At 70.0% G+C, this 21,958-nt stretch carries 17 protein-coding genes and 1 pseudogene; 15 read left to right on the forward strand and 3 right to left on the reverse strand.

Translation table 11 applies throughout. The features are described from left to right. Nucleotides 1-381: 381 nt before the first annotated feature. From ACWC2T_RS38820 to ACWC2T_RS38830, 3 genes are all read left to right on the forward strand, one after another. On the forward strand, nt 382-1,848 hold the full coding sequence (locus ACWC2T_RS38820; RefSeq protein WP_450675033.1) for an extracellular catalytic domain type 1 short-chain-length polyhydroxyalkanoate depolymerase: 1,467 nt from the start codon (nt 382-384) through the stop codon (nt 1,846-1,848). Between the two features lie 814 nt (nt 1,849-2,662). Continuing rightward, nucleotides 2,663-4,660 carry an ATP-binding protein gene (locus ACWC2T_RS38825; RefSeq protein WP_450675034.1) on the forward strand — a complete coding sequence of 666 codons (1,998 nt, stop codon included), beginning with the start codon at nt 2,663-2,665 and terminating at the stop codon, nt 4,658-4,660. Nucleotides 4,661-4,667: 7 nt separating this feature from the next. Further along, the gene (locus tag ACWC2T_RS38830) at nt 4,668-6,251 is read left to right on the forward strand and encodes an ABC transporter substrate-binding protein (RefSeq protein WP_450675035.1); all 1,584 of its coding nucleotides are present in this window, start codon (nt 4,668-4,670) and stop codon (nt 6,249-6,251) included. 255 nt (nt 6,252-6,506) lie between these two features. On the opposite strand, the gene ACWC2T_RS38835 is transcribed toward ACWC2T_RS38830, so the two are convergent. Beyond that, on the reverse strand, nt 6,507-7,889 hold the full coding sequence (locus ACWC2T_RS38835) for an MFS transporter (RefSeq protein ID WP_450675055.1): 1,383 nt from the start codon (nt 7,887-7,889) through the stop codon (nt 6,507-6,509). 159 nt (nt 7,890-8,048) lie between these two features. On the opposite strand from ACWC2T_RS38835, the gene ACWC2T_RS38840 reads away from it, so the two are divergent. From ACWC2T_RS38840 to ACWC2T_RS38860, 5 genes and pseudogenes are all read left to right on the forward strand, one after another. Then, the gene (locus tag ACWC2T_RS38840) at nt 8,049-8,669 is read left to right on the forward strand and encodes a TetR/AcrR family transcriptional regulator (protein ID WP_450675036.1); all 621 of its coding nucleotides are present in this window, start codon (nt 8,049-8,051) and stop codon (nt 8,667-8,669) included. Between the two features lie 690 nt (nt 8,670-9,359). Further along, nucleotides 9,360-10,283 carry a globin domain-containing protein gene (locus tag ACWC2T_RS38845; protein ID WP_450675037.1) on the forward strand — a complete coding sequence of 308 codons (924 nt, stop codon included), beginning with the start codon at nt 9,360-9,362 and terminating at the stop codon, nt 10,281-10,283. Further along, nucleotides 10,280-10,951 carry a pyridoxamine 5'-phosphate oxidase family protein gene (locus ACWC2T_RS38850; RefSeq protein ID WP_450675038.1) on the forward strand — a complete coding sequence of 224 codons (672 nt, stop codon included), beginning with the start codon at nt 10,280-10,282 and terminating at the stop codon, nt 10,949-10,951. The genes ACWC2T_RS38845 and ACWC2T_RS38850 overlap by 4 nt, the downstream gene beginning before the upstream one ends. Before the next feature lie 110 nt (nt 10,952-11,061). Further along, nucleotides 11,062-11,348: pseudogene (locus ACWC2T_RS38855) on the forward strand (gamma-glutamyltransferase); the annotation flags it as partial. A 317-nt stretch (nt 11,349-11,665) separates the two neighbouring features. Then, complete coding sequence (locus tag ACWC2T_RS38860; protein ID WP_450675039.1) at nt 11,666-12,190, forward strand: nucleotidyltransferase domain-containing protein; 525 nt, start codon at nt 11,666-11,668, stop codon at nt 12,188-12,190. On the opposite strand, the gene ACWC2T_RS38865 is transcribed toward ACWC2T_RS38860, so the two are convergent. After that, on the reverse strand, nt 12,145-12,558 hold the full coding sequence (locus ACWC2T_RS38865; protein ID WP_450675040.1) for a winged helix-turn-helix transcriptional regulator: 414 nt from the start codon (nt 12,556-12,558) through the stop codon (nt 12,145-12,147). The two genes, ACWC2T_RS38860 and ACWC2T_RS38865, sit on opposite strands and share 46 nt — an antisense overlap. A gap of 100 nt (nt 12,559-12,658) precedes the next feature. On the opposite strand from ACWC2T_RS38865, the gene ACWC2T_RS38870 reads away from it, so the two are divergent. The 7 genes from ACWC2T_RS38870 (at nt 12,659) to ACWC2T_RS38900 (ending at nt 20,722) form a co-directional block, all read left to right on the forward strand. Continuing rightward, nucleotides 12,659-13,600: an NADP-dependent oxidoreductase gene (locus tag ACWC2T_RS38870; RefSeq protein ID WP_450675041.1), complete on the forward strand. Its 942-nt coding sequence runs from the start codon at nt 12,659-12,661 to the stop codon at nt 13,598-13,600. A gap of 419 nt (nt 13,601-14,019) precedes the next feature. Further along, nucleotides 14,020-14,493 carry an N-acetyltransferase family protein gene (locus tag ACWC2T_RS38875; RefSeq protein ID WP_450675042.1) on the forward strand — a complete coding sequence of 158 codons (474 nt, stop codon included), beginning with the start codon at nt 14,020-14,022 and terminating at the stop codon, nt 14,491-14,493. Between the two features lie 424 nt (nt 14,494-14,917). Next, nucleotides 14,918-16,045, forward strand: a complete 1,128-nt coding sequence (locus ACWC2T_RS38880; protein WP_450675043.1) for an alpha/beta hydrolase family protein — start codon at nt 14,918-14,920, stop codon at nt 16,043-16,045. 129 nt (nt 16,046-16,174) lie between these two features. After that, the gene (locus ACWC2T_RS38885; RefSeq protein ID WP_450675044.1) at nt 16,175-18,346 is read left to right on the forward strand and encodes a SpoIIE family protein phosphatase; all 2,172 of its coding nucleotides are present in this window, start codon (nt 16,175-16,177) and stop codon (nt 18,344-18,346) included. A 241-nt stretch (nt 18,347-18,587) separates the two neighbouring features. After that, the gene (locus ACWC2T_RS38890; protein ID WP_450675045.1) at nt 18,588-19,208 is read left to right on the forward strand and encodes a DUF6230 family protein; all 621 of its coding nucleotides are present in this window, start codon (nt 18,588-18,590) and stop codon (nt 19,206-19,208) included. Between the two features lie 105 nt (nt 19,209-19,313). Next, the gene (locus tag ACWC2T_RS38895) at nt 19,314-19,814 is read left to right on the forward strand and encodes a DUF6114 domain-containing protein (protein ID WP_450675046.1); all 501 of its coding nucleotides are present in this window, start codon (nt 19,314-19,316) and stop codon (nt 19,812-19,814) included. A gap of 386 nt (nt 19,815-20,200) precedes the next feature. Continuing rightward, nucleotides 20,201-20,722 carry a hypothetical protein gene (locus tag ACWC2T_RS38900; RefSeq protein ID WP_450675047.1) on the forward strand — a complete coding sequence of 174 codons (522 nt, stop codon included), beginning with the start codon at nt 20,201-20,203 and terminating at the stop codon, nt 20,720-20,722. A 71-nt stretch (nt 20,723-20,793) separates the two neighbouring features. On the opposite strand, the gene ACWC2T_RS38905 is transcribed toward ACWC2T_RS38900, so the two are convergent. After that, nucleotides 20,794-21,846, reverse strand: coding sequence for a PP2C family protein-serine/threonine phosphatase (locus ACWC2T_RS38905; RefSeq protein WP_450675048.1), 1,053 nt, complete (start codon nt 21,844-21,846; stop codon nt 20,794-20,796). Nucleotides 21,847-21,958: the final 112 nt, after the last annotated feature.

Below are 21,958 nucleotides of genomic sequence, written 5' to 3' on the forward strand. Positions count from 1 at the left end.
CACATTTCTTGAATTCCACATGGTTTCCGTCACCATGTCCAGGCGGCCGACACCCGCTCCCCTCGGCCCAGCGTGCCCGAAGAACCCGATACGAGGGTGCGCCCGCCCGCGCGGCCCGCCCGTGTCACAGCGTCACCGTCGACACCATGGTCGCGCGGACCACGTCGGCCGTTGCATTCCTGGCTGCCCCCCACATGTCACGGACGAGCCGACCGGTCGTACCGTCCGCTTCCAGCAAGCCGGCACGCCACCGAGCCGGGCGCGGCTGCGCGTGGCGCCCGGCCAAAGGGACCGGCACGGGACAGACCGAAGAAGCAGGACCTCCGGACACCGTGCCGCGCCCGCCCATGCTGTCTCCCCACACACATCGGAGCCGCACCTATGCTTCACCCCACCTGGCGCAGAATCTTCCGGCGCACCGCACTGGCAGCCGCACTGGGCGCGTTCGCCGCGGGCCTGACCGCCGTCTCCCCCCTCGCTCCGACCGCCGAAGCCGCAGGCACCCTCCAGCAGGTCGCCAACTTCGGCTCGAACCCCGGCAACCTGGCGATGTACGAATACGCACCGGCCAACCTCCCCACCGACGCACCGCTGGTCGTGGCGCTGCACGGGTGCACCCAGTCGGCGAGCGACTACCACACGCACTCCGGCTGGCAGAAGTTCGCCGACCAGTGGGGCTTCGCCGTCGTCTACCCGCAGACCAGCTCTGCCAACAACAGCCTGTCCTGCTTCAGCTGGTTCGATTCCACCAAGGACACCCGGGGCAAGGGCGAGGCAGCCTCCGTCATGCAGATGGTCGACACCGCCGTGGCGCAGTACGGCTCGGACCGCAGCCGCATCTTCGTCACCGGCCTCTCCGCCGGCGGCGGCATGACCGCGGACCTCCTCGCCGACTACCCGGACGTCTTCGCCGGCGGCTCCGTCGACTCCGGCCTCCCCGCGCAGTGCGCCACCACCCAGAGCGCCGCCTCCGGTTGCCAGTACAGCAGCCAGAACCTCACCCTGGCGCAGTGGGGTGACAAGGTCCGCAACTCCGATCCCGGGTACTCGGGCCCGTGGCCGAGGGTCGCCATCTGGCAGGGCACGTCCGACACCACCGTGGCCCCGGTCAACGGCACCGAGCTGCGCGACCAGTGGACCGACGTCTGGGGCATCGGCCAGACGGCCTCCAGCACCCAGAGCCTGACCGGTGGCACCACCGAGAGCATCTACAACGACTCCGCCGGCAAGCCCGCCGTCGCCCTGTTCTCGGTCTCCGGCATGGCGCACGGCCTCGCGGTCAACCCCGGTTCCGGCGCGGACCAGTGCGGCAGCACCGGGACCTACTACCTCAACTACATCTGCTCCAGCTACTACACCGCGAAGTTCTGGGGCCTGGACGGCAGCGGCGGCCAGGGCGGAACCGGTTCGCTGCCCGCCCCGTCCGGCCTCACGGTGACCGGCACCACCGACACCAGCGCCACACTGTCCTGGAACTCCGTCAGTGGCGCCGCCTCGTACAGCATCTACCGCGACGGAACGAAGGTCGCTTCCGCGACGGGCACCACGTACACCGACAGCGGCCTGTCCGCAGGAACCTCCTACAGCTACACCGTCGCCGCGGTCGACTCCTCCGGCGCCGTCGGCGCATCGTCCACGTCGGTCACGGCGACGACGACCGGCTCCGCGCCTCAGTGCTACACCGACAACAACTACAACCAGGTTCAGGCCGGACGCGCCCACCAGAGCGGCGGCTACACCTACGCCAACGGCTCCGACCAGAACATGGGCCTGTACAACGTCGCCGTCACCCACACACTGAAGGAAACCTCCCCCGGCTACTTCGTCATCGCCGACTCCGGCTGCTGAATCAGTGAATCGGCAGGGACACCTTGCCCGCGCCGGGAGCCCGGCGCCGGGCAGGGGCCGACGAGGCCATTGCCCGGTGGTTCCCCGACACTGCCGCGTGGTGCACGTGCTCGACGCATCGGATACCGCGCAGCTCAACGAACGCCCGCGGATCACGCGTAGCGCAGTTGGCGGCAAGCCATGGCACCTGTGTGCGCGACGACGGCCGCCGCCTCCCCCACCTGCTGATGGAGAAGCTCAAGAGGCACCTCCGTTTGGCCCAGGGCGCAAAGCAGCCTGGGCAGGCACCATCCTGCAGTTCGTCCGCGGCCGCGACCATTTCTGGGGGCCTTGCCCGCAGGCGCGCATCGAATTCCTCCCAGCGCGCACGACAGACGTCCACGTCTGCGCCCAAGGCTTCCGCCAGAGCCAGCGTTACGTCGAGGTTGGAAGGCCGCCGCCCGGCCGCATCCGACAGCGCCGAACAGCGAGTACCGCGCCCGCCCACCCAGTTCCCGGTTCGACTCCCGGTCTACCCACGCTTCCCACCAACCGACCTCCCTCCACAGCCAGTTGACGACCCACCGAATGCCCGGCGCGCCGGCCGCCCGCGCTCTGGTCCGTACGCACTCTTCCTGCGTCCTTGCGCTGTCTGGCCCACCGCGCACGGCACGAATGTCCCATCCCCCGAAAGTTTCCAAATCCGCTGTTTCCGGGACCGGTCCCGCATCTCCCGGTCTAATATCGCGGTCCGGCGGTGTGCCAGGGAGGCGTACGAGGGGAAAGACCCTTGAGTGACAGGTGCATCCGCGAGCCGGTAGGGGGACAGGGAGCGGTGACCGATGGCGTCGTACACGGCTGGACCCGTAAGGCCGTGACACGCGGCCGGGAGCAGGTCGTGGGGCTGGTGCGGGATGAGTTGGACAGGGGCGAGGTGCCGCGCGGACCACTGCCGGTGGTGGTGCTGGCCGGGCCGCTGGGCGGCGGCGGGACGACCGTGCTGGACAAGCTGTGGACGGAGTTCTTCGAGAAGAGCCTGAGCGTCCGGCTCGACGTCGCGGACGCACAGAGCGTCGAGGACATCGTCCTGGCGGCCGTCCAGGGGTGGCGCCGCCGGATCAGCGGAATCCCCAGGATGGACTTTCCGCGGACCAGCCTGATCTTCAAGGCGCTGAGCTTTGACGACGACGGCAGTGGCCGCGAGGGCTTCGAAACGTACTTGCAGGCAAGGCCGCAGGACGCCGCCGTGCGTACGGCGCTGCGGGACTGGGCGCACCGGGCAGCGCCCATGCTGCCGCCGGACCAGCAGGTGTTCACCGAGACGCTGGCCGAGCTGCTGGGGGCGTTGCATTCCGCCGTCAGCCGGCGCAGGAACAAGGACGGGCTGCGATGGCTCGCGGATTACGGCCCACCCGACGGCAGCAGCGGATTCGACCGGCTGTGGGAGCAGCGGCGGCTGCACCAGCAGCACACCGACAGCTCGGCCCGCTCCGTGGGGAAGATGCTGTGCGCTGCGCTGCTGGCCGACACGCGGGCGGCTTTCCAGCGCCATGAGCGGCTGCGCAATGCGCTCCTGCTGCTGGACAATGCCGACAGCGTCAAGGGTGACCTCTTCCTCGACCTGCTCACCGAGTGCCGCCGCGAGAGCCACAGCGAGCGGGCCGAGCCCGATCCCGTACTGGTCGTGGCGGTCCGGCACAGCCCGGTGCACGCCGCGCGGATGGGCGTGCCGGTCGCGTCCGATGACGCGCGGCAGCTGTTCCTCGACCGCGGGGAGAACACTCCGCCGCGCTGGTGGATACCGGTCCGGCTCACCGACCTCGCCAAGAGTGACGACGTCGTCCCGATGTGCTCCAGCAGCGTGCTCGGCTCGGACTACCGGGACGCGGACTTCCTGCATGACCTGACCGGCGGGCACCCGGAGGCCGTGGACCGACTCGCCGACCTGCTCCGGGACGCTTCCGCCGCCTACGGTCCGCGCACCATGCTGACCCAGCCGCTGCCGCCCCGGCACAACTGGCCTCCCCGCTGGCCGCCCGACGACGGCACCGACACCACCGTCGAGGACTACCTGCTCAAACGCACCCTCCCCCAGAACCTCGCCGTCCTCCCGGACGGCCGGATCGATCCCGAGGCGAACCCGGACCTGGACGCGATGGCGGTCCTCGCCGCTACGCCCGGCCTGCGCCGCGGCGCCTGCACCGCCGTCTTCCACTTCCTGGGCTGGACCGCCAACGCCAACACCGCCCAGCTCCGCCTCACCTCGGGCCTGTGGCTGGACGAGACGCCCGACGGGGCGGCCGGGCGCCTGCACCCCCTGATCGCGCTGCTGCTGCGGCGCTGGCTGGCCCGCAAGCCCGAGGTGTGGCGCGACACGCACACCGCCTACGCGGCGCACTACTCCCGCCCCCAGGACGCGTCCCTGCGCCACCACCACACCCTCGCCCTGGTCGAGCCCTCGCACCGCGAGCCGATGACCACCGTCATCGGCCACCTGGAACGGGAACTGGACCGCGCCGCGGCCACCGAGGACTGGCTGACCGTCCTCGGCGCGGTGACCGAGGCCCCCAACCGGGTACGGACGACGGGCGACCCACGCTCCTTCGTCACCACGCTCGCCGGCGTGGCCGAGTCCGGCGACCGCCGGCAGTCCCTCACCCGACTGGCCATCTCCCGCTGGCTGTTCCACGACCGCTACTTCGACCCGGCGCGACGGCTGGCCCAGTCGATCGCCAACGAGTACGAGCGGCTGGCGGAGTACGTCCCCGACAACGAGGTGCTGTTCACGGAGGCCGGGAAGTACCGCCGCATCGAGAACGAGTGGAAGGGCTGAGCGGACTGTGCCGAACGTCGCGCACGAGGTGCGGGTGTGGTGGGACAACCAGCTGCCTCGCAGGAAGAGGGCCTACAAGATCCTCGCCGCCTTCGCGGCGGTGGCCGTGGTGGCCGCCGCCGTCATCGTCCCCATCGCCCTGCGCAGCAGCGGCCCCTCGCCGTGCATGCGCGAGGGCGCCACCGATGTCGTCCACCAGGGCGCCAACCACGAATGCATCGGCTTCACCGACGGCTCCTTCGTCTACGCCCCCCAGCTCGCCGCTGTCGAGCAGGCCGTCCGCGCCGAGAACCGCCAGGTCGTCGCGCAGCACCCGGACGACTACGTGAGCGTGGTGCTGCTGCTGCCGATCTCCGCGGACAAGGGCAGCATTCTGTCGATGGCGAACGCCGTCGAGCAGGTCAGGGGCGCCTACACCGCCCAGCACTACGCCAACCGCAGCAACGTCGAGGGCATCGCCCCGTACATCCAGCTGCTCATCGGCAACGACGGCTACCAGGCCAACCAGTGGCAGACCGCGGCGCCCGTCATTGAGCACGCCACCGGCCAGCACATAGCGGCCGTGACCGGCCTGGGCCTGAGCCTGCGCACCACCCAGCAGGCCGTGAGCGACCTGACCGCGCACAGCATCCCGGTGTTCGGGGCGACCATCACCTCCGACACCTACGACAACATCAAGAACTTCGTCCGGGTCTCCCCCAGCAACCAGGACAACATGTCCGCCGCACTGTCCTACGTCCGGGGCGACTTCACCCGGGCGATCCTGGTCGAGGACGGCAACGCCGGGGACTCCTACGACGCCACGCTGGTGAGCGGCTTCAAGAAGTTCGACGCGTTCCCCGGCCACCGGATCGTGGGCGTGGAACCGTACGACACCTCCGGCCGCGACAACGCCACCGACAAGGCGGCCCACGCCCAGCAGGAGGCCGAGGTCGAGACCCGGATCAGCCAGATGACCGGCGACATCTGCACCCAGCAGCCGGCCGTGGTGCTCTTCGCCGGGCGCGGGCAGGACCTGGGCGTGCTCCTGCACGCCTTGTCCAACACCTGCATGGACAAGCCGATCCGGATCGTCAGCGGCGACGATGTGACGAACCTGCCGAACACCGCGCAGTTGCGCCAGGACCTGAAGGGCCATGTGACCGTGGACTACGCGGGCGTCGCCCACCCCGACGAGTGGACCGCCGCACACGATGCGTCCGCCAGGCAGGCCGAGGCGGACGGCGCACGCGGCTACGACACGTTCGTCAAGCAGTACCGGCCGCTGTTCCACGCGACATCCACCGCCGACCTCGGCGACGGCAACACGATGATGGCCTACGACGCCACGCTCACCGCCATCACTGCGATCCGCCTGGCCGAGCAACGCCAGCCCCGCCCGGACGCGGTGGCCAACGAACTGGGTGCGCTCCAAGGCGTCCACAAGGTACTCGGTGCCGGCGGGCCCATCCAGTTCACCGCGAACTACCAGACCAGCCACACCGGCAGCAATCCGGTCGACAAGGCCATGCCCATCCTCAGGCTCCAGCCGAACGGCAACCCACGGGTCATGACGGTGAAGTGGCCGGCCCGGACAACACCCGTGGGCTGACTGGAGCTCCGCGGCTGCCCGGTGGACCTGACGCCATCACCCCGCAGCCCTCACCGACGAACTGACGGCCCTCGGCGGGCCGTTGGAGTCGGAGTGCTGTTTGCGGTGCTGGTCACGGCCGCGGTAAGGCGCGTACGGCGATCTGGTGTTCAGGCCCGGGGATGGTGGCCGGGTGCCGGGGGACGTCGGCGGTCACAGCGACTCCTTCGAGGAGGAGAGAGGGGCGGCCCCGCCGTGGGACGGGGCCGCGTTCCCTCACCGGTTGCTGCGGGGGCGCAGGGATGCGGCGGCGAGCAGCGAACCGGCCAGGACGAGCGCTGCGTTGACGAGGATCGCAAGGGATACACCGGACAGGACTCCGCTCGGGCCGGCGTCGCCGAGCGCGGTCATCCGGGCGGTGGCGACGGCGCTCATGATCGGGATGCCCATGGTGATGCCGACCTGCTGGGTCATGGTCGCCAGGCCGGTGGCCAGGCCCTGTTCCTCATCGGGCAGGCCCGAGGTGGCGGTGACCATGAAGCCGACGATCATCAGCATGTTGCCGACGCCGCCGATGAAGGTGGCGGACAGCAGCAGCCAGATCCAACTGCCGGATGTGCCGAGCACGACCAGGGTGAGCGTCGCGACGGCCTGGATGATGCCGCCGGTCAGGATGGTGGCCCGGTTGCCGATCCTGCCGACCGATCGGCCGCCGAGAGTGCCGCCGAGTACGGTGCCCAGGCCCAGGACGCCGAAGGCCAGGCCGGTGGCGAGTGGGGAGTAGCCGAGGACCTTCTGCAGGTAGAGCGTGAGCAGGAAGACCAGCGAGGTCTCGGTGACGAAGGCGATCAGACCGGCGGCGTTGCCCCAGATGATGCTGCGGCGCTTGAGGATCCGTACCGGAACGAGGGGCGCGGCAGCCTGCTTCTCGACGAACCAGAATCCGATCAGCAGAGCGGCGCCGGCGAGGAGCGCGGCCAGGGTGGCGGGGGTGGTCCAGCCGCTCTGGCCGGCCTGGGTGAGGCCGTAGACGAGGGCGAGCAGTCCCCCGGTGACGGTCACCGCACCGGGGATGTCGAGCCTGGGCCGCTCGACGGGTCGCGAGTCGGCGATCACGGACGGCGCGAGGGCGACGACCAGGGCGGCGACCGGGACGTTGATGAAGAACGCCCAGCGCCAGGAGAGCAAGTCGGTCAGCAGGCCGCCGAGGATCGCGCCGGCCGTGAATCCGGCCGACATCAGCGCGCCGTTGAGGCCGAGGGCGCGTTCGCGCAGAGGGCCTTCCTTGAAGGCGGTGGTGAGCAGGGCGAGCCCGGCCGGGGTGACGGCTGCGGTGGCCAGGCCCTGCAACACCCTTGCCGTGAGCAGGACTTCGGGTGACGTGGCCAGGCCGCCGAGGAGCGAGGAAGCGCCGAGGACCGCCATGCCGCCCAGGAACAGCCGCTTGCGGCCGACACGGTCGGCGACGCGGCCGAACAGGAGGGTGAATCCGGCGGCGGCGAGCGCGAAACAGGTGGCGATCCACTGCAGATGGCCGAGGGAGAAGCCGAGTCCCCTGCCGACGACAGGCAGAGCGACGTTCAGGATCGAGAAGTCCACGGCGATCATGAACTGGGAGCCGAGGAGGAGGGTGAGGATGAGCTTTTGCCGCCTGGTCATGCGGACCTTCGGCCGCGCAGGGGCGGTCGGATGCGCGGCCTGGGTGGATGCGGACATGAGACGCCCTTCCTGAAGGCAAGGCTTTAACGGGCCCATAGTTCCGTTAGGCTGGCTCTCAGCGTAACAAGAGAGGCCGATTAATGGAACTGGAGTCCCGTTATGTGTCCTGAAGGTCCTGAAGGTGTAGAGCCAGGCACGGTCCGGCCCGGCGGGCGCACCGCCCGGGTACGGGCAGCCGTGCTGCGGGCAGCAGGCGACGCCCTGGCCGAGCATGGCTTCGACCGGCTCGACCTCGCCGACATCGCCCGCCGCGCAGACGTCGGCAAGACCACCGTCTACCGGCGGTGGTCCACCACGACGGGCCTGATCGCCGACCTGCTCCTCGACATGGCCGAGCAGTCCTCGCCCCGCACGGACACCGGCTCCCTCGACGAGGACCTCAAGGCCAACGCCCGACTCGTGGTCCAGACCCTGACCGACCCGCGCCAGGGCGCCGTGTTCAAGGCAGTGATCGCCGCTGCGGCATGCGACGAGCGCACCGCGCAGGCGCTGCACCGCTTCTACGCCACCCGCATCGACGAGTGGGCCGGATGCGTCGACCAAGCCGTGGAACGCGGAGAAGTCCCCGGGGGCACGGACGCCCACGAAGTCATCCGCGCCGTTTCCGCCCCCCTCTACTACCGCTTCTTGGTCAGCGGTGACTCCCTCGACCAGGCCGCCGCCGACCGGGCCGCTGCGGCCGCAGTCGCGGCGGCCCGAGAAGGCGTATATGTGAGCTGAGCGGTCGGCCCCGGAAACCGCGCGTCGGCAGGCTCCGGTGAACGTGGGTCGGAGCCCCGCCCGCGCCGGGCGAACCGCGAGCCTCCTCCTACCGCCCGGTAACCCCGTGGGGCCCTTCAACGAGCTCCCCCGAAGGCATGTCGGACACCCTCGAACGCTAGGGTGGCGGGCGCCCGGCGGTTGCCCGTCCCAGGCAGCCGGGCTGTCGGCGGAGGACCTGTTCGCACACGTGCAGGGGCTCTCGGCAGCTTGGGCCCAGCACCCGACGACGACGTCGCGCTGCTCCTGCCGAGCGCGCCGACGTGGCGAGAGCGAGAGAAAGGTACGTGCGTTCCATGTACAGCGCTCGCCGGCGCACTGGCATCACGCATGTCGCACCCGAACCGCACCTCGGTGAAGTCCGTGCCGGGAGCCATCCCCAGCGGCAGACGTCCACGCCCCGCGGGCTGGGTGTCATCCTCTCCGCACGGAAACGAGCGAGCGGCGTGGGTGGACGATGCCATCGCGCGGTGAGGCTCGGTCCTCACGCCGGTGTCGCCTCGGCGGCGGGTCGCACCTGGGATCGATGGTGAGGGACGCTGAGGACGTCGCGGTGGGACGGGCCGGCCTGGAGGTTGTCGCACCTCACGTCGCCGGGCTGGCGCGTACTTCTACGACATCCTCTTCGCGCGCTCTCCACGGGTCAGGGACTTGTTCCCGGCCGAACTCGACGTCCAGCGGGAACGTCTGGTCCGCGCCCTGCTGCGCATCGTGGAACTGGTCGACGACCCTGGCAACCTCGTCGCGTTCTGCTCCCGTCTGGGGCGTGGCCACCACAAGTTCGGCACCCAAAGCGCTCATTACGCGGCCGTCGGCGAATGCCTGCTGCAGGCCCTCTCCCACTACGCGGGGCCGGCCTGGAGCCCGGAGCCTGCGGCGGCTTGGCAGCGTGCCTACACCGCTGCCGCGGACGTCATGGTCCGCGCCGCCGAGGAGGACGCGCGTCGCCGACCGGCTGTGTGGCACGCGCACATCGTCGAGCACGTGCACCGCGGACACGGGATCGCTGACATCACCGTCCAGCCACAGCTGCCGTACCCCTTCGTGGAGGGCCAGTACGTGAGCATCGAAACGCCCTGGGCGCCGGGACTGTGGCCGTCCTACTCCCCCGCACACGCCCCACGGCCCAACTCCCGGCTGGCCTTCCACGTCCGTGCGGTGCCCGGGGGAACGGTCAGCAGCGCGCCGGTGCACCATGCCCGTCCGGGAGACCACGTCCGGCCGGGCCCGCCGGAAGGCGATAGGGTGCCGCGTCCGACCGCCGGACGGGACCTGCTCTTCGTCGCCGGCGGCACCGGACTGGCTCCGATGCGCGCCCTGATCGAGCAGGCGGCCCGGGACGGCATCGGCGACGCTCGGGAGGTCAGCCTCTTCATCGGCGCCAGAACGGCGGACGAACTGTACGGGCTCGATGACATGCTGTGCGGCCCACCGCAGATGCTCGGCGAAGCCGTGCAGGCCCTGACGCGCCACGGTGTCCCGGCTCATCACATCCACTACGACCCGTGGGACGGCCCCGTGCGGACGGCCCCGCTGGGTCCGCCCCCGCCTGAAGAGGAGACCGACCAGCTGTGAACGGCCCCGAGACGACTGGCTCCTTCGGTGAACGACTGCTGCAGCAGCAGCTCGGCACCACTGACCGAGCGGCCGACTTCTACGACCGCCAGGTCCATCCCTACCTGACGCCCACCATGCGGGAGTTCATAGCCCGGCAGAGCATGGTGTTCCTCTCGACCGCCGACTCCCGAGGAGCCTGCGACGCCAGCTTCCGCTCCGGGCCGCCGGGATTCTGCGTCTCCCTGGACGACCGCACTCTGACCTACCCCGAATACCGGGGCAACGGTGTCCTGGCCAGTGCGGGCAACATGACGGAGAACCCCCACCTCGGCATGCTGTTCATGGATTTCACTCACGATCACATAGGGCTGCACGTCAACGGCACGGTGCGGCTGTACACCGACCACGACCTACGCGCGTGGTACCCGCACATGCCGACCGACACCGCGCCCGGTCGCCAACCCCACCTGTGGGTCCACCTCACCGTCGAGGAAGCCTACGTCCACTGCTCCAAGCACATCCCCCACCTGGAGCCGGCCCCGCGCCCTCGCCCGACCACGGACCGAAACCGCCCCAAGGACAGCGCCTACTTCACGGAGTCCGCCCCTTCTGACCAATCCCCCGACGCGAACGATGCCGCCACCGACCGCACCTCATGGCGACAGCGCTTGGGGCTACGCCACTGATTCAGCGGTCTCGCCGCTCCGGCCGTCCTGGTGGGCGCGCAGCTGCGCGGCGTCGTACGGGCGGGTGGCCGGAACGTGCTCTCATGTTCTCCCTAACGTGTGAGGGAGGCGCGGCCGTCGCCACCGCCGCCGCACTCGGTGTCGTCGAGCCCTACTCGGCAGGCATCGGCGGGGGCGGCTACTTCGTCTACTACGACGCCCGCACCAGGACCGTCCACACCATCGACGGCCGGGAGGCCGGACCGCCCGCATGTGGTCCGAGTCCTTCGTGGACCCGTCCACCGGCAAGGCGATTCCGTTCGACGAAGCCGTCAACTCCGGTCTGTCCGTGGGCGTTCCGGGCACTCCGGCGACCTGGCAGGAGGCACTGGACGCATGGGGCACCGTGTCCCTGGCTACGAGGGCCCGTCGACCACGCACCTGGTGACCTCCGACCGCTGGGGCAACGTCGTCCGCCGCGGGTTCCTGCTCAACAACGAACTCAGGGACTTCGACTTCACCCCGCTGCAGGCCGGCGTGCCACGCCCCTGCCCGAAGCGGTCGCCGTACCGCGACCGAAGCCGAACCGGCCTTCCTCGACTCACCCGAGCGCTCCGCACTCGGGGGTGGTGGCCGACTCGGCACCGGCCTGAGAAGCTGTCCGACGTCCGTGCCGGCCGTTCGGCGAGGAGATTCGAAGTGGATCGCGACGATCAGCCAGGGAACCTTCCGACCGTGCTGCCGCCGGAGCGGGTTACCGAGATCAACGAGATCATCGATCGGATCACGCGGTGGGCGAGGGGCCGTGAGGACATCGTCGGCCTGCTCTTGGTTGGATCTTGCGCCCGCAACGCCGTGCGACCGGACTCCGACATCGACGTCGTCCTGCTCACCACGAACGAGTCCGGTTATCTCCGTGAGGATGCCTGGGCCGTGGAACTCGGACTGGGCGAGCTGATCCGCACCCAGCCGTGGGGGCCTGTCAAGGAACGGCGCTATGCCACGGCCTCGGGCCTGGAAGTCGAGCTGGGCATCGGCTCTCCGGCCTGGGCGAAGACAGATCCCGTGGATGGTGGGACGCGTCGTGTCGTCACCGACGGCGCCCGGGTGCTGCACGACCCGGCGGGCATCCTTGCCGACCTTCTCGCCGCCTGCTGGTTGACCGGAGGTTCGTCGGATGACCAAGCCGAGGGCGGCCAGGCGCTGCCCAGTGTTCAGGGTGTGACGGGCTGTACCTCCTGGACGGCCCGTGCGTCGTAGGCGTCGCGGGCGTCCAGGACGGCATTGATGTTCTCCTCGGACCAGGCGCGGATCGCGTGCATCAGCGCGGTGACACTCTCGCCCAGGTCGGTGGCCGCGTATTCGACCTTTGGCGGAATGGTCGGGTAGACCGTGCGGGTGACGAGCCCGTCCCGCTCCAGGGTGCGCAGGGTCTGGGTGAGCATCTTCTGAGTGATGCCGTCCAGTCGGCGCCGCAGCTCGCCGAAGCGCATAGGGCCGCCGGACAGTGCGCCCATGACCAGCATGGTCCACTTGTTGGCGAGTACGTCCAGGATCTGGCGGGAGGGGCAGGCGGCCAGATAGGCGTCCGCTCCTCCGTAGAAGCGCAGGTTCTCGGTAGTACCCATGAGGTACCTATATACCTTTGAAGTGCCTTCTGTTCAACGAATACCACACTGGCGAGGATGGGGACATCCCGAACGACTTTCCGAACAGGAGTGCATGACCATGCGCGCGATCACCCAGAAGACCTTCGGCGGCCCCGAGGTGCTGGAGCTCGTCGACGACGCGCCGACGCCGGTACCCGGACCGACGCAGGTGCTGGTCCGAGTCAGGGCGACCAGCGTCAACCCTGTGGAGCTGTTCGTTCGTTCCGGCGCCTTCCCGTTGCTGGGCGAGCCGCCATTCGTCCTGGGCTGGGACGTTTCGGGGGTGGTGGAGCAGGTCGATCCGGGTGTGCACCGGTTCAAGGTCGGCGACGAGGTATACGGGATGCCGTACTTCCCGGCAGCGGCCGGCGCGAACGCCGAGTATCTGGTCGCCCCCGCACGGCAGTTGGCTCGCAAGCCCGCAGGGATCAGCCACGAGGAGGCCGCGGCGCTGCCGCTGGTCGGCCTGACCGCATGGCACGCACTGGTGGAGATCGCGCAGTTGCGGCCGGGGCAACGGGCACTGATCCACGGTGCGGGCGGCGGGCTCGGGCACGTTGCGGTCCAACTGGCCAAGCATCTCGGCGCAGAGGTGATCGGGACGGCGAGCGCGGCCAAGCACGACTTCCTGCGCGGGCTGGGTGCGGACCAGCTGGTCGACTACCGGACCCAGGACTACGCCGAGGTACTCAGGGACGCGCCGGTGGACGTGGTGTTGGAGACCCTGGGCGGTGGGAACGCCGAGCGTTCCTTCGGCGTACTTCGGCGGGGCGGTGTGCTGGTGACGGCGGTCGAGCGGCTCAGCACCACGCTGCCCAAGCTGGCGAAGCAGCACGGCGTCCGCTTCGCGGCGGTCGGCGTGGAGCCGGACCCGGCCGGTCTGGAGGCACTGACCGAGCTGGTCGAGGCAGGGAGGCTTCGGGTGCACCTCCAGCAGGTGTTCCCGCTGGAGAAGTTGCCCGAGGCGCACGAGGTGCTGGCTGCAGGCGGCGTGCAGGGCAAGCTTGCGATCACGGTCTGAAAGGATCGCGTGAGGCGAAGAACACGGTGTCGCAGCGTCGTGGCGGCTGCCATGCGAACAGGTCGGCCTAAATGAACTGGACCGTGGGGGACTTCGTGCGCACACGAGCGAGCGCCAGCACTTCGGCTGCCGCGTCGACAGCCGTCTCCGAACGAGCCCGCGCGGGGCAACACTGTCGGCCTTCACCCTCGGGCAAGGTCAAGAGTCACCGCGACCTGTTCAGGCCGTCCACACGCGCCGCTGGCCCAGCTGTGCAGGGTCCCCCATCGCTGCTTGGGTCCCGCTCCGGCCGCCGCCCCGCCGGTTTCCGCCGCACCGTTCACCCAGGTACGGATCACAACTCGCCTCATGCGTACGGCTCTTGCTGCGTCAAGGGCCGGCCCGGCACGACCGCTCCTCAAGCGGGCATAGTGTCTGCCATGATCGCTGCCATGGGCGCACAGATCACCTCGGCGGAGATGACCGACATCCACCAGATCCTCGCTGATCACCATCGGTACTGGGGAGAGCGAGACCTTCGTTCCCTGCACCTTCTGGCACTGGTGCAAGAGTTCGGCGAGACCTGTCTGGTTGCCCGAGCCGAGGACGGAATCCACGGGTATGTCATTGGATTCGTCACCCCGACCGGCACCGGCTACGTACACCTGATAGCTACTCGGGACGATGCCCGCGGCAGCGGTGTCGGGCGGCGTCTGTATGCGGCGTTCGCTGACGCCGCGCATCGCCACGGCGCGCGGCGGTTGAAGGCGATCACGTCGCTCGGGAACACCGGCTCGATCGCATTTCATCGCAGCCTCGGCTTCGAGACGAAGGTCGTCGACGACTACAACGGCCCCGGCCAGGCCATGGTCGTCTTCCATCGCGCTCTGCCGTTCGACGCAGCGCAGCCCTGATCGTAAGAGCCGGGCTTGGCGAGCGGCCGCTGTGCCACACGGTCGGTTGTTATGCAGGTCGACCTCGTGAGGGGCAAGCAGCTCGCTCGCCGTCACCAGGCCGCGCAATGGCGCAGTGTGCAGCCGCAGACCTGGACGGGCGGACCGGTCGGCCTACTTCCGCATGCCTGGCACTCATGAAGACGCCAAAGTGGGACACAACAGGCCTGTTGGAAGGGAGCATCCGCCCGTGGGGATCCCGAGTCCGTTTCGCTTCCTGAGGACAGGCGCAGACACAGGGCAGTGCCGGCCGAGGCGCCCCCGATGGCGTACCGCAGCGGTCACGGTCGCGCTCGCCGCAGCAACGGCCGGCTGTCCGGCATCCCGCCCACCGGACCGTACCGGGAGTCCCCCCGAGGCGGGGGACCGGCACCTGGCGTCCGTCGTGACCTGGGTGAACCACACCTATCACATACCCGATCCGCTGCCGACGGCGGAACCGGGCACACTGATTGCGGCTACGGACCACGGCCCCGATGTGCGGCTGGAGGGCGCGCGGCGCTGGACGGTGCTGTACCACTCCACCAACGCACGCGGCGCGAACGTCGCCGTCAGCGGCACCGTACTGCTGCCGTCGGGCAGCGCTCCCCAGGGAGGCTGGCCGGTGGTGTCCTGGGCGCATGGAACGACCGGCGTGGCCGACGCCTGCGCACCCTCGCAGTCGGCGAACCTGGGCTCGGAGGCCTTCGCTCAGGAACTGCGCGCGCTTCTGCGCGCCGGGTACGCGGTCACCGCCTCGGACTACCCCGGACTGGGCACCCCGGGCCCGCACACCTATCTGGTCGGCGCCGACGAGGGCAACGCGGTGGCCGACATCGTCATCGCGGCTCGCCAACTGGTGCCCGGCCTGGCGCCGGTGTGGTTCGCAGTCGGGCACTCGCAAGGGGGCCAGGCCGCGCTGTTCGCCACCCACGCCCAGCGCCGTACGGGCCAGCGCCTCGGCGCGGCGGTGGCCGTCGCACCGGCCAGCCACCTGGAGGCCATGCTCGCGGGGGTGAAAGCCTCCCATGTGCCCAGCGAGCTGTCCTTCGCCTTCTACTCTCTCGTCGGCCTGTCCGCCACCGAGCCCGGTGGCCCTGCGGCGGATCTGCGTTCGCTGCTGGGGCCCGCGGCAGCCGCCACGGCCTCCCGGGTCATCGCCGACTGCGTGACGCACAGCGATCCCGTGCTCCAGGGGGTGGACACCGAGCGGATGCTGCCGCTGCAAGGGGACCAGCTACGGCGCATCGGCGAGCGGATGGGCGCCTACGGCGATCCGGACCGCGCCGCGATCACCGTCCCCACACTCGTCATCCAGGGCGGTGCCGACGAGGATGTGCCACCTGCCTGGACCGACGAGGTCGTGGCCCATCTGCGGCGCCTGGGCTCCCCCTCGCTGGTCTACCGCGCCTACCCCGGTGCGGGCCATGACCAGGTACTCGGCCGGTCCGTCTGCGATCTGCTGGCCTTCCTCCATGCCCACGGCGGAACCAGCCCCGGGGCCTGCACCCCGTCCCCGGGCCGGCAGGGCTGACTCACCGCCGACGTCATGCGCCACCGTGGTCGGCCTGGCTCCCATCTGGCACCGGCGGAGACATGTGTCAGAGTGGAGACATCCCGACGGCGCGGTCAGCGCGGACGAGACAGGAGAGGGCGGCCTGTCATGTCCCTAAATTTCCGTCCCGGCAGTGCGGCGACGGCCCACTCGATCTCCGTCGACCGGCGGAGCGAGGAGTACGCGGACCTGTTCGGGCAGGCTCCGGTGATCTTCGCTGCGCTCAGTGGCCCGAGGCACCTCCTGGAAGCAGCGAACTCGGCGTTCTTCGACACCCTCGGGTGCGACCACGGGCGCCTCGGCGAGCCGTTCGGAGAGGTGATTCCGGAACTGGTTCCGCAGGGTGTCCTCGACCGGCTCGATGCGGTCTACCAGACCGGCGTGGCATACCGGGCCCGGGACGGGCGACTTCTGCTGGGCAGGCCGGGCAGGCAGCGCGAAGGGTTCTTCGACTTCACCTACGAGCCCCGCCGGGACGCGGCCGGCAGGATCGACGGCGTCGTGGTGATCGCGGTCGAGACCACCGCGTACCACCACGCGCATCTCCTGGCCGCCGAGCAGCGTGTGCTGCTGGAGCAGATCGCGCGTGACGCCCCGCTGGACGAGGTCCTCCGTGGCATGGCCACCGCGATCGAGGAGCTCTCCCCGGACATGCTGGTCTCGGTCCTGCTCGTCGACCCCGATGGACAGCGCCTGCGGCACGGCACCGGCCCGCGTCTGCCCGACTTCTACAACGAGGCGGTCGACGGGGCACCCATCGCGGAGGGCGTCGGCTCGTGCGGCACGACCGCCTTCCGGCGCGAACCGGTGATCGTCACGGACATCGCCACCGATCCCCTGTGGAAGGACTACCGCGATCTGGCCCTGAGGGCCGGGGTCGCGGCGTGCTGGTCCACACCCATCCAGGACGCGGACGGCCGGCTGCTGGGCACCTTCGCGATGTACCACCGCACGCCCAAGGCTCCCACGGACAAGGACCTGGCGCTCAGTGCCTCCTTCGCCCGCATAGCCGCGCTGGCCATCGAACGGCACGCGGCGGTCGAGGCGAGCCGTTCCGCCCAGGAACGCGAGAAGGCCGCCCGGGAGGATCTGGCCTTCCTGTTGGAGGCCAGCACCGCCATCGCCGGCGAGACACACTACGCGGACAGCCTCCAGCGCATGGCCCGGCTGACCGTCCCGGCCCTGGCACCGCTGTGTGCTGTCCACGTGTCCGAGCGCGGCCAGACCCAGCGCATCGCCATGGCCGCGTCGGGCCGGGAGGGCGAGCAGCTCCTGTCCTCCCCCGCACTGTGGGACGAGGTGGACGCCGCCGTGGCCCGCGTGCTCGCCTCCGGCGCCACCGAGTCCGCCCACGTGAGCGGCCTGCGCGCGCCGCTCGGCGTCAGGGAGTACGTGTGCGTGCCGCTGACCACCAGAGACCGCACCTTCGGAGCGCTGACCCTCCTGGCCACCGACGTGCCCCTGGACGAACGCACGGTCGCCCTGGCCCAGGAACTCGCCCGCCGGGCCGCTTCGAGCGCCGACAACGCCCACCAGTTCACCGACCGCGTCCGGCTTTCCCATGATCTTCAGGCAGGCCTGCTGCCTCCCGAGTTGCCCAGGATTCCCGGCGCCACCCTGGCGGCCTCGTACCATCCGGCCGGTGAGGGCCTTGAGGCCGGCGGCGACTTCTACGACGTCTTCCCGCTGCCCGCCGGCCGCTGGGCACTGATGATCGGCGATGTCTCCGGACGTGGCGCGCTGGCAGCCACCACCACCGGAATGGTCCGCCACACCGCACGCGCCGCCGCCCGCCTCCTCGACGAACCAGCGGGCGTGGTCACCGCCATCAACAGCGCGTTGACGGCGAACACCACCGAGGACGACCAGTTCGTTTCGCTCGTCTACGGCGAGCTGCGGCACACCGCGTCCCACCTCACGCTCGACCTGATCCGAGCAGGACACGTACCGCCGCTCGTGCGCCGCGCCGACGGCACGGTCGTAGAACACACGCAACCGGGCCTGCTGTTGGGCATCGGTCCTGACCCCGGCTTCGCTCCGTGCCACATCGATCTGCACCCCGGCGACAGCCTCGTCCTGGTCACCGACGGCATCACCGAGGCCCGTTCCGCCGACGGTGAGTTCTTCGGCGAGGAGCGCTTGTCCGACGCGCTCGTCGCCGTCCGGACCACGACGCCCACGGCCACTGCCGTCATCGAGTCCATCACCACTGCGGTCACTGCGTTCGCAGGCAATGCCACTCTCGACGACCAGGCCGCCCTGGTGATCACCGCCGTCTGACGTCCCGGTGCCACGGCCTGCAAACGATCATTACAGCGATCTCGGCGGTGCTGTTCACCAGACGGGCCCGACAGGGCGAGTCACCCGGTGGGGCCAACACGAGTCACAACACCCGTACGGCGGACCTGGCGTGCCGCCGGTTGACGCTTCCGGAAGCCTAGGATCCGGCACGGGAGGAAGGGGTGTCGTCTGTGCTGCCTGACACGGGCGGGCTCACCTCACAACCCGAGGAGATGGCACCATGCACCATGCCGGCAGAACCTGCTGGAGGCGCTTCGCCGCCGTCCTGATCCCCGGCATCGCCGCCTCCGCAACCCTGGCCATCGCCATGGCACAGGGAGCCCTGGCCGCGTCCTTCTTCATCTCCGGCCAGCGATTCCAGGTGGCCGCGGACACGCTGACCATGCACGGCTTCAGCCTCTACGGCATGGTGGACGTGGCCAAGAAGGGCAACCCCGTGCCGGTCCAGGTCATCGGCGCGCGACACGCCACGGTCAGCGGACTGTGCCAGTCCGTGGTGGTCGACATCCCGGTACTGGGTCCACAGACGTTGAGACTCACCGGCGGCAACGAGCGTCCGGCCGAGGCGACGAACCTGTTCATCAATGCGACATCCGAGTCCATCGGACAGGCGAATTTCAAAGGGATCGACACCGGTGTCGCCCAGGGGGCGATCACCAAGGGGCCGATCAATCCGGGCGACAGGGACTCCCGGTTCTTCGACCCCAACGGCGTCGGGCAGCAGGCCGCGTCGGCCACGCTGATCAACGTGCGCGTGACGGCGGTCGCGGTCTCGGCCGGCACGTTCAACATTCCCGGCCTCTACGAACAGGTCAAGCAGGGCCGCCACGAATGCTTCTGAACCCTGGCACGTCGTATGCGCTCAAGGCCCATCGGCCCAACGACCATCGACCATCGTCATCCAAGCCCGGAATGTGCTCGCCCCACCCTGATCAGGACAGGACACGTGTTGATCGACTTCCCCCGCAGCCCCGCGCACCTGCGCGTCACGGCCGCCGATGCCCGGCGCAGGTTCAGAACCTGGCGCGGTGAGCGCCCCTTCTGGGCCGGGGTGTTCACCTTCCAGGCAAGCCTCCCCATCCTCTATCTGCCCTACGCGCACCTCGATCTCGGCGGAATGCCGCTGGCCTTGTCGACCACTTCGGGAGCCGGATCGCTGATCATCGGCATTCTCCTGATGGCCCTGGCCTTCGGCCTCTGGTTCCAGCAGCGCCTTCGCGTCTTCGCCGGCATCGCCACCCTGCTGCTCGGCCTCGTCTCCTTCCCCGTCGCGAACTTCGGGGGCTTGCTGCTCGGCCTGATCTCCGCCCTCATCGGCGGCTCCTTGGCCTGTGCCTGGATCCCGCCCCGCGCCGCCGAGCCGCCGACAGCTTCGGCAGCGACTGCCACCGCGACCGCCACACACAGCGCCTCCACAGCCGTTCCGACGGCCGGAGAGCCCACGTGACCAGTGACAACCGCACCGGGCAGGCGGCGGACGCACCGATTCCCGAGCCTCACCGCCCGGGCCGCCCGGAGCGGCGCACCAGCCGCGTGATCGGCCGAGTGCAGCGCCCCCTTGTCTGCACACTGGCCGCGGCAGCCGTCCCCCTGGCCCTGCACCTCGCCACACCGATGGCGACGAACGCGCTCCCCGCCCCCGCCGACACCACCGGATCCGCGACGCCGTCGAGCTTCACACAGACACCCATGGACACCGAGCCGACGCTTGCGGGCGGCACGCCTGCGCCCACGGACGGCGGGCCCGCACGGGCGAGTGACACACCGGCTGCGCGTGGCACACCGGCGCCGCCGAGCTCCGCGCGGGCTTCTGCGAGCATCGCAGGAGCAACGATGAGCGCGTCGCCGGCTCTCTCCGAGGCACCGCTCGATCGGCCACCCGTCCGTCCCGCGAACCCCTCCTGGACACTGCGAACCGACAGACTCGTGCTCCGCGGCGCCGCCTTCGAGGGTGTGGTCGCCGTGCGCACCGCGGCCGGGTCCGTGCGGGTGCTGAAGTTCACGGCCACATCCGTGAACGCCGTCGACCTCGACGTGACCGCAGGCCGTGGCCGCGCCGCGATGCGGCTGCGAACCGGATCCAGGACCACGACCACACTCACACACAGAGGCAGCAGCCGTGTGGTGACCCTCTATGTCCGCAAGCTGTCCGGCACGGTCGCAGGCCTCGGCGGCGCCCCGCTCCCGGCCGACCGAACCGTCACCATCACCCCCGATGCCGTACCGAGCTGGTTGTCCCAGCCTGCCGCTCCCGCCCGCACTCTCTCCTTCGACAACGCGACCATGGCACAGTTCGCCCAGTTCGGGGGCGATCTGACCGTCAGCGGCGCGGTCTACCGCGCGTCGGCCTGGTGACCGCCGACAAACAGCGCAGACCGCCCCCAAAGCCGCATGGAGCCACACCGTCGCAGCGCCTCATTTCGGGCTCAGTGGCCCGGGTGCCGCTGGGCGAGGAGGGCGGCGATGTCGTCGTCGAGTTCACCGCCGCTGTAGGCGATCAGGTCGTGGTGGAGGTGGTGGAGGAGCTGGTGGGGTGATTCGCTGCTCCATGAGCTGATGCGTTCGACGAGGGGGTAGAAGGCGCCGGAGCGGTCACGGGTCTCGGTGACCCCGTCGGTGTACAGCAGGAGCTTGTCCCCGGGGTGGAACGGGGCGAGGTCGACGTGGTAACCGTCGCTGATCAGCATGCCCAGGTTGAGCGGCGGCGAGGGAGCAGCGGGCTGCAGCTCCCGGACCTCGCCGTGGTGCAGCAGCAGCGGGGGCGGGTGGCCGCAGGTGACGGTCCGGACCACCGGTTCATCGTCCGGGACCTCGGCAAGCAGAGCGGTGACGAAACGCTCGGCGATCTCCGAGCCCGGGACTCCCGGATAGAGGGCGGCGTAGCGGGTCATGCTCGTCTCCAGGCGGCACGCGAGGTGGGGCAGGTCGGGCGCGTCGTGGGCGGCCTCGCGGAAGGCGCTGAGCAGCGTCGCGGCGGCCTGGATCGCGAGCAGGCCCTTGCCCCGTACGTCGCCGATGAGCAGCCGTACGCCGTGCGGGGTGTGTATCGCCTCGTACAGGTCGCCACCGATGCGGGCTTCCGCCGCGGCGGCCAGGTACAGGCTCTCGAGCGTGAGGTGCCCGAGGTGTCGCGGTACCGGATGCAGCACCGCCAGCTGGGCGGTCTCGGCCACTGAGCGGACCTGAAGCAGCTGATGGGCACGTCGGCCGAGCAGACGGTTGAAGAAGACGGCGAACGCCGCGATCGCCATGAGGGTGGCCAGCTCGGAGTAGGCGGTCGCATCCCCCAGCGCGTTGAAGTCCACCATCAGGCCGACGAAGACGGCGCACGCTCCCACCCCGATGAGTACGGTCCCCCACAGGGGCAGCAGTGCGGCGGCAGAAACCATGGCCGTGGCGAGGAAGGCGTCCGGCCGGACGTCGCGGGGTGTGGTGAGACCGACGACCAGGCCGATGATCAGCAGCAGAGCGGGCAGCATGGGCAGCGCCCTGCCCCACCCGCCCCACGCACCAGCAGTGCGCGTGACTCTGTGTTCCTCAGAAGACCTCGCCACCGTGCCGCTCCCCGAGGTCGTACAGGTCGAGAGGCAG

It is taken from the genome of Streptomyces sp. NPDC001393, assembly GCF_053597455.1.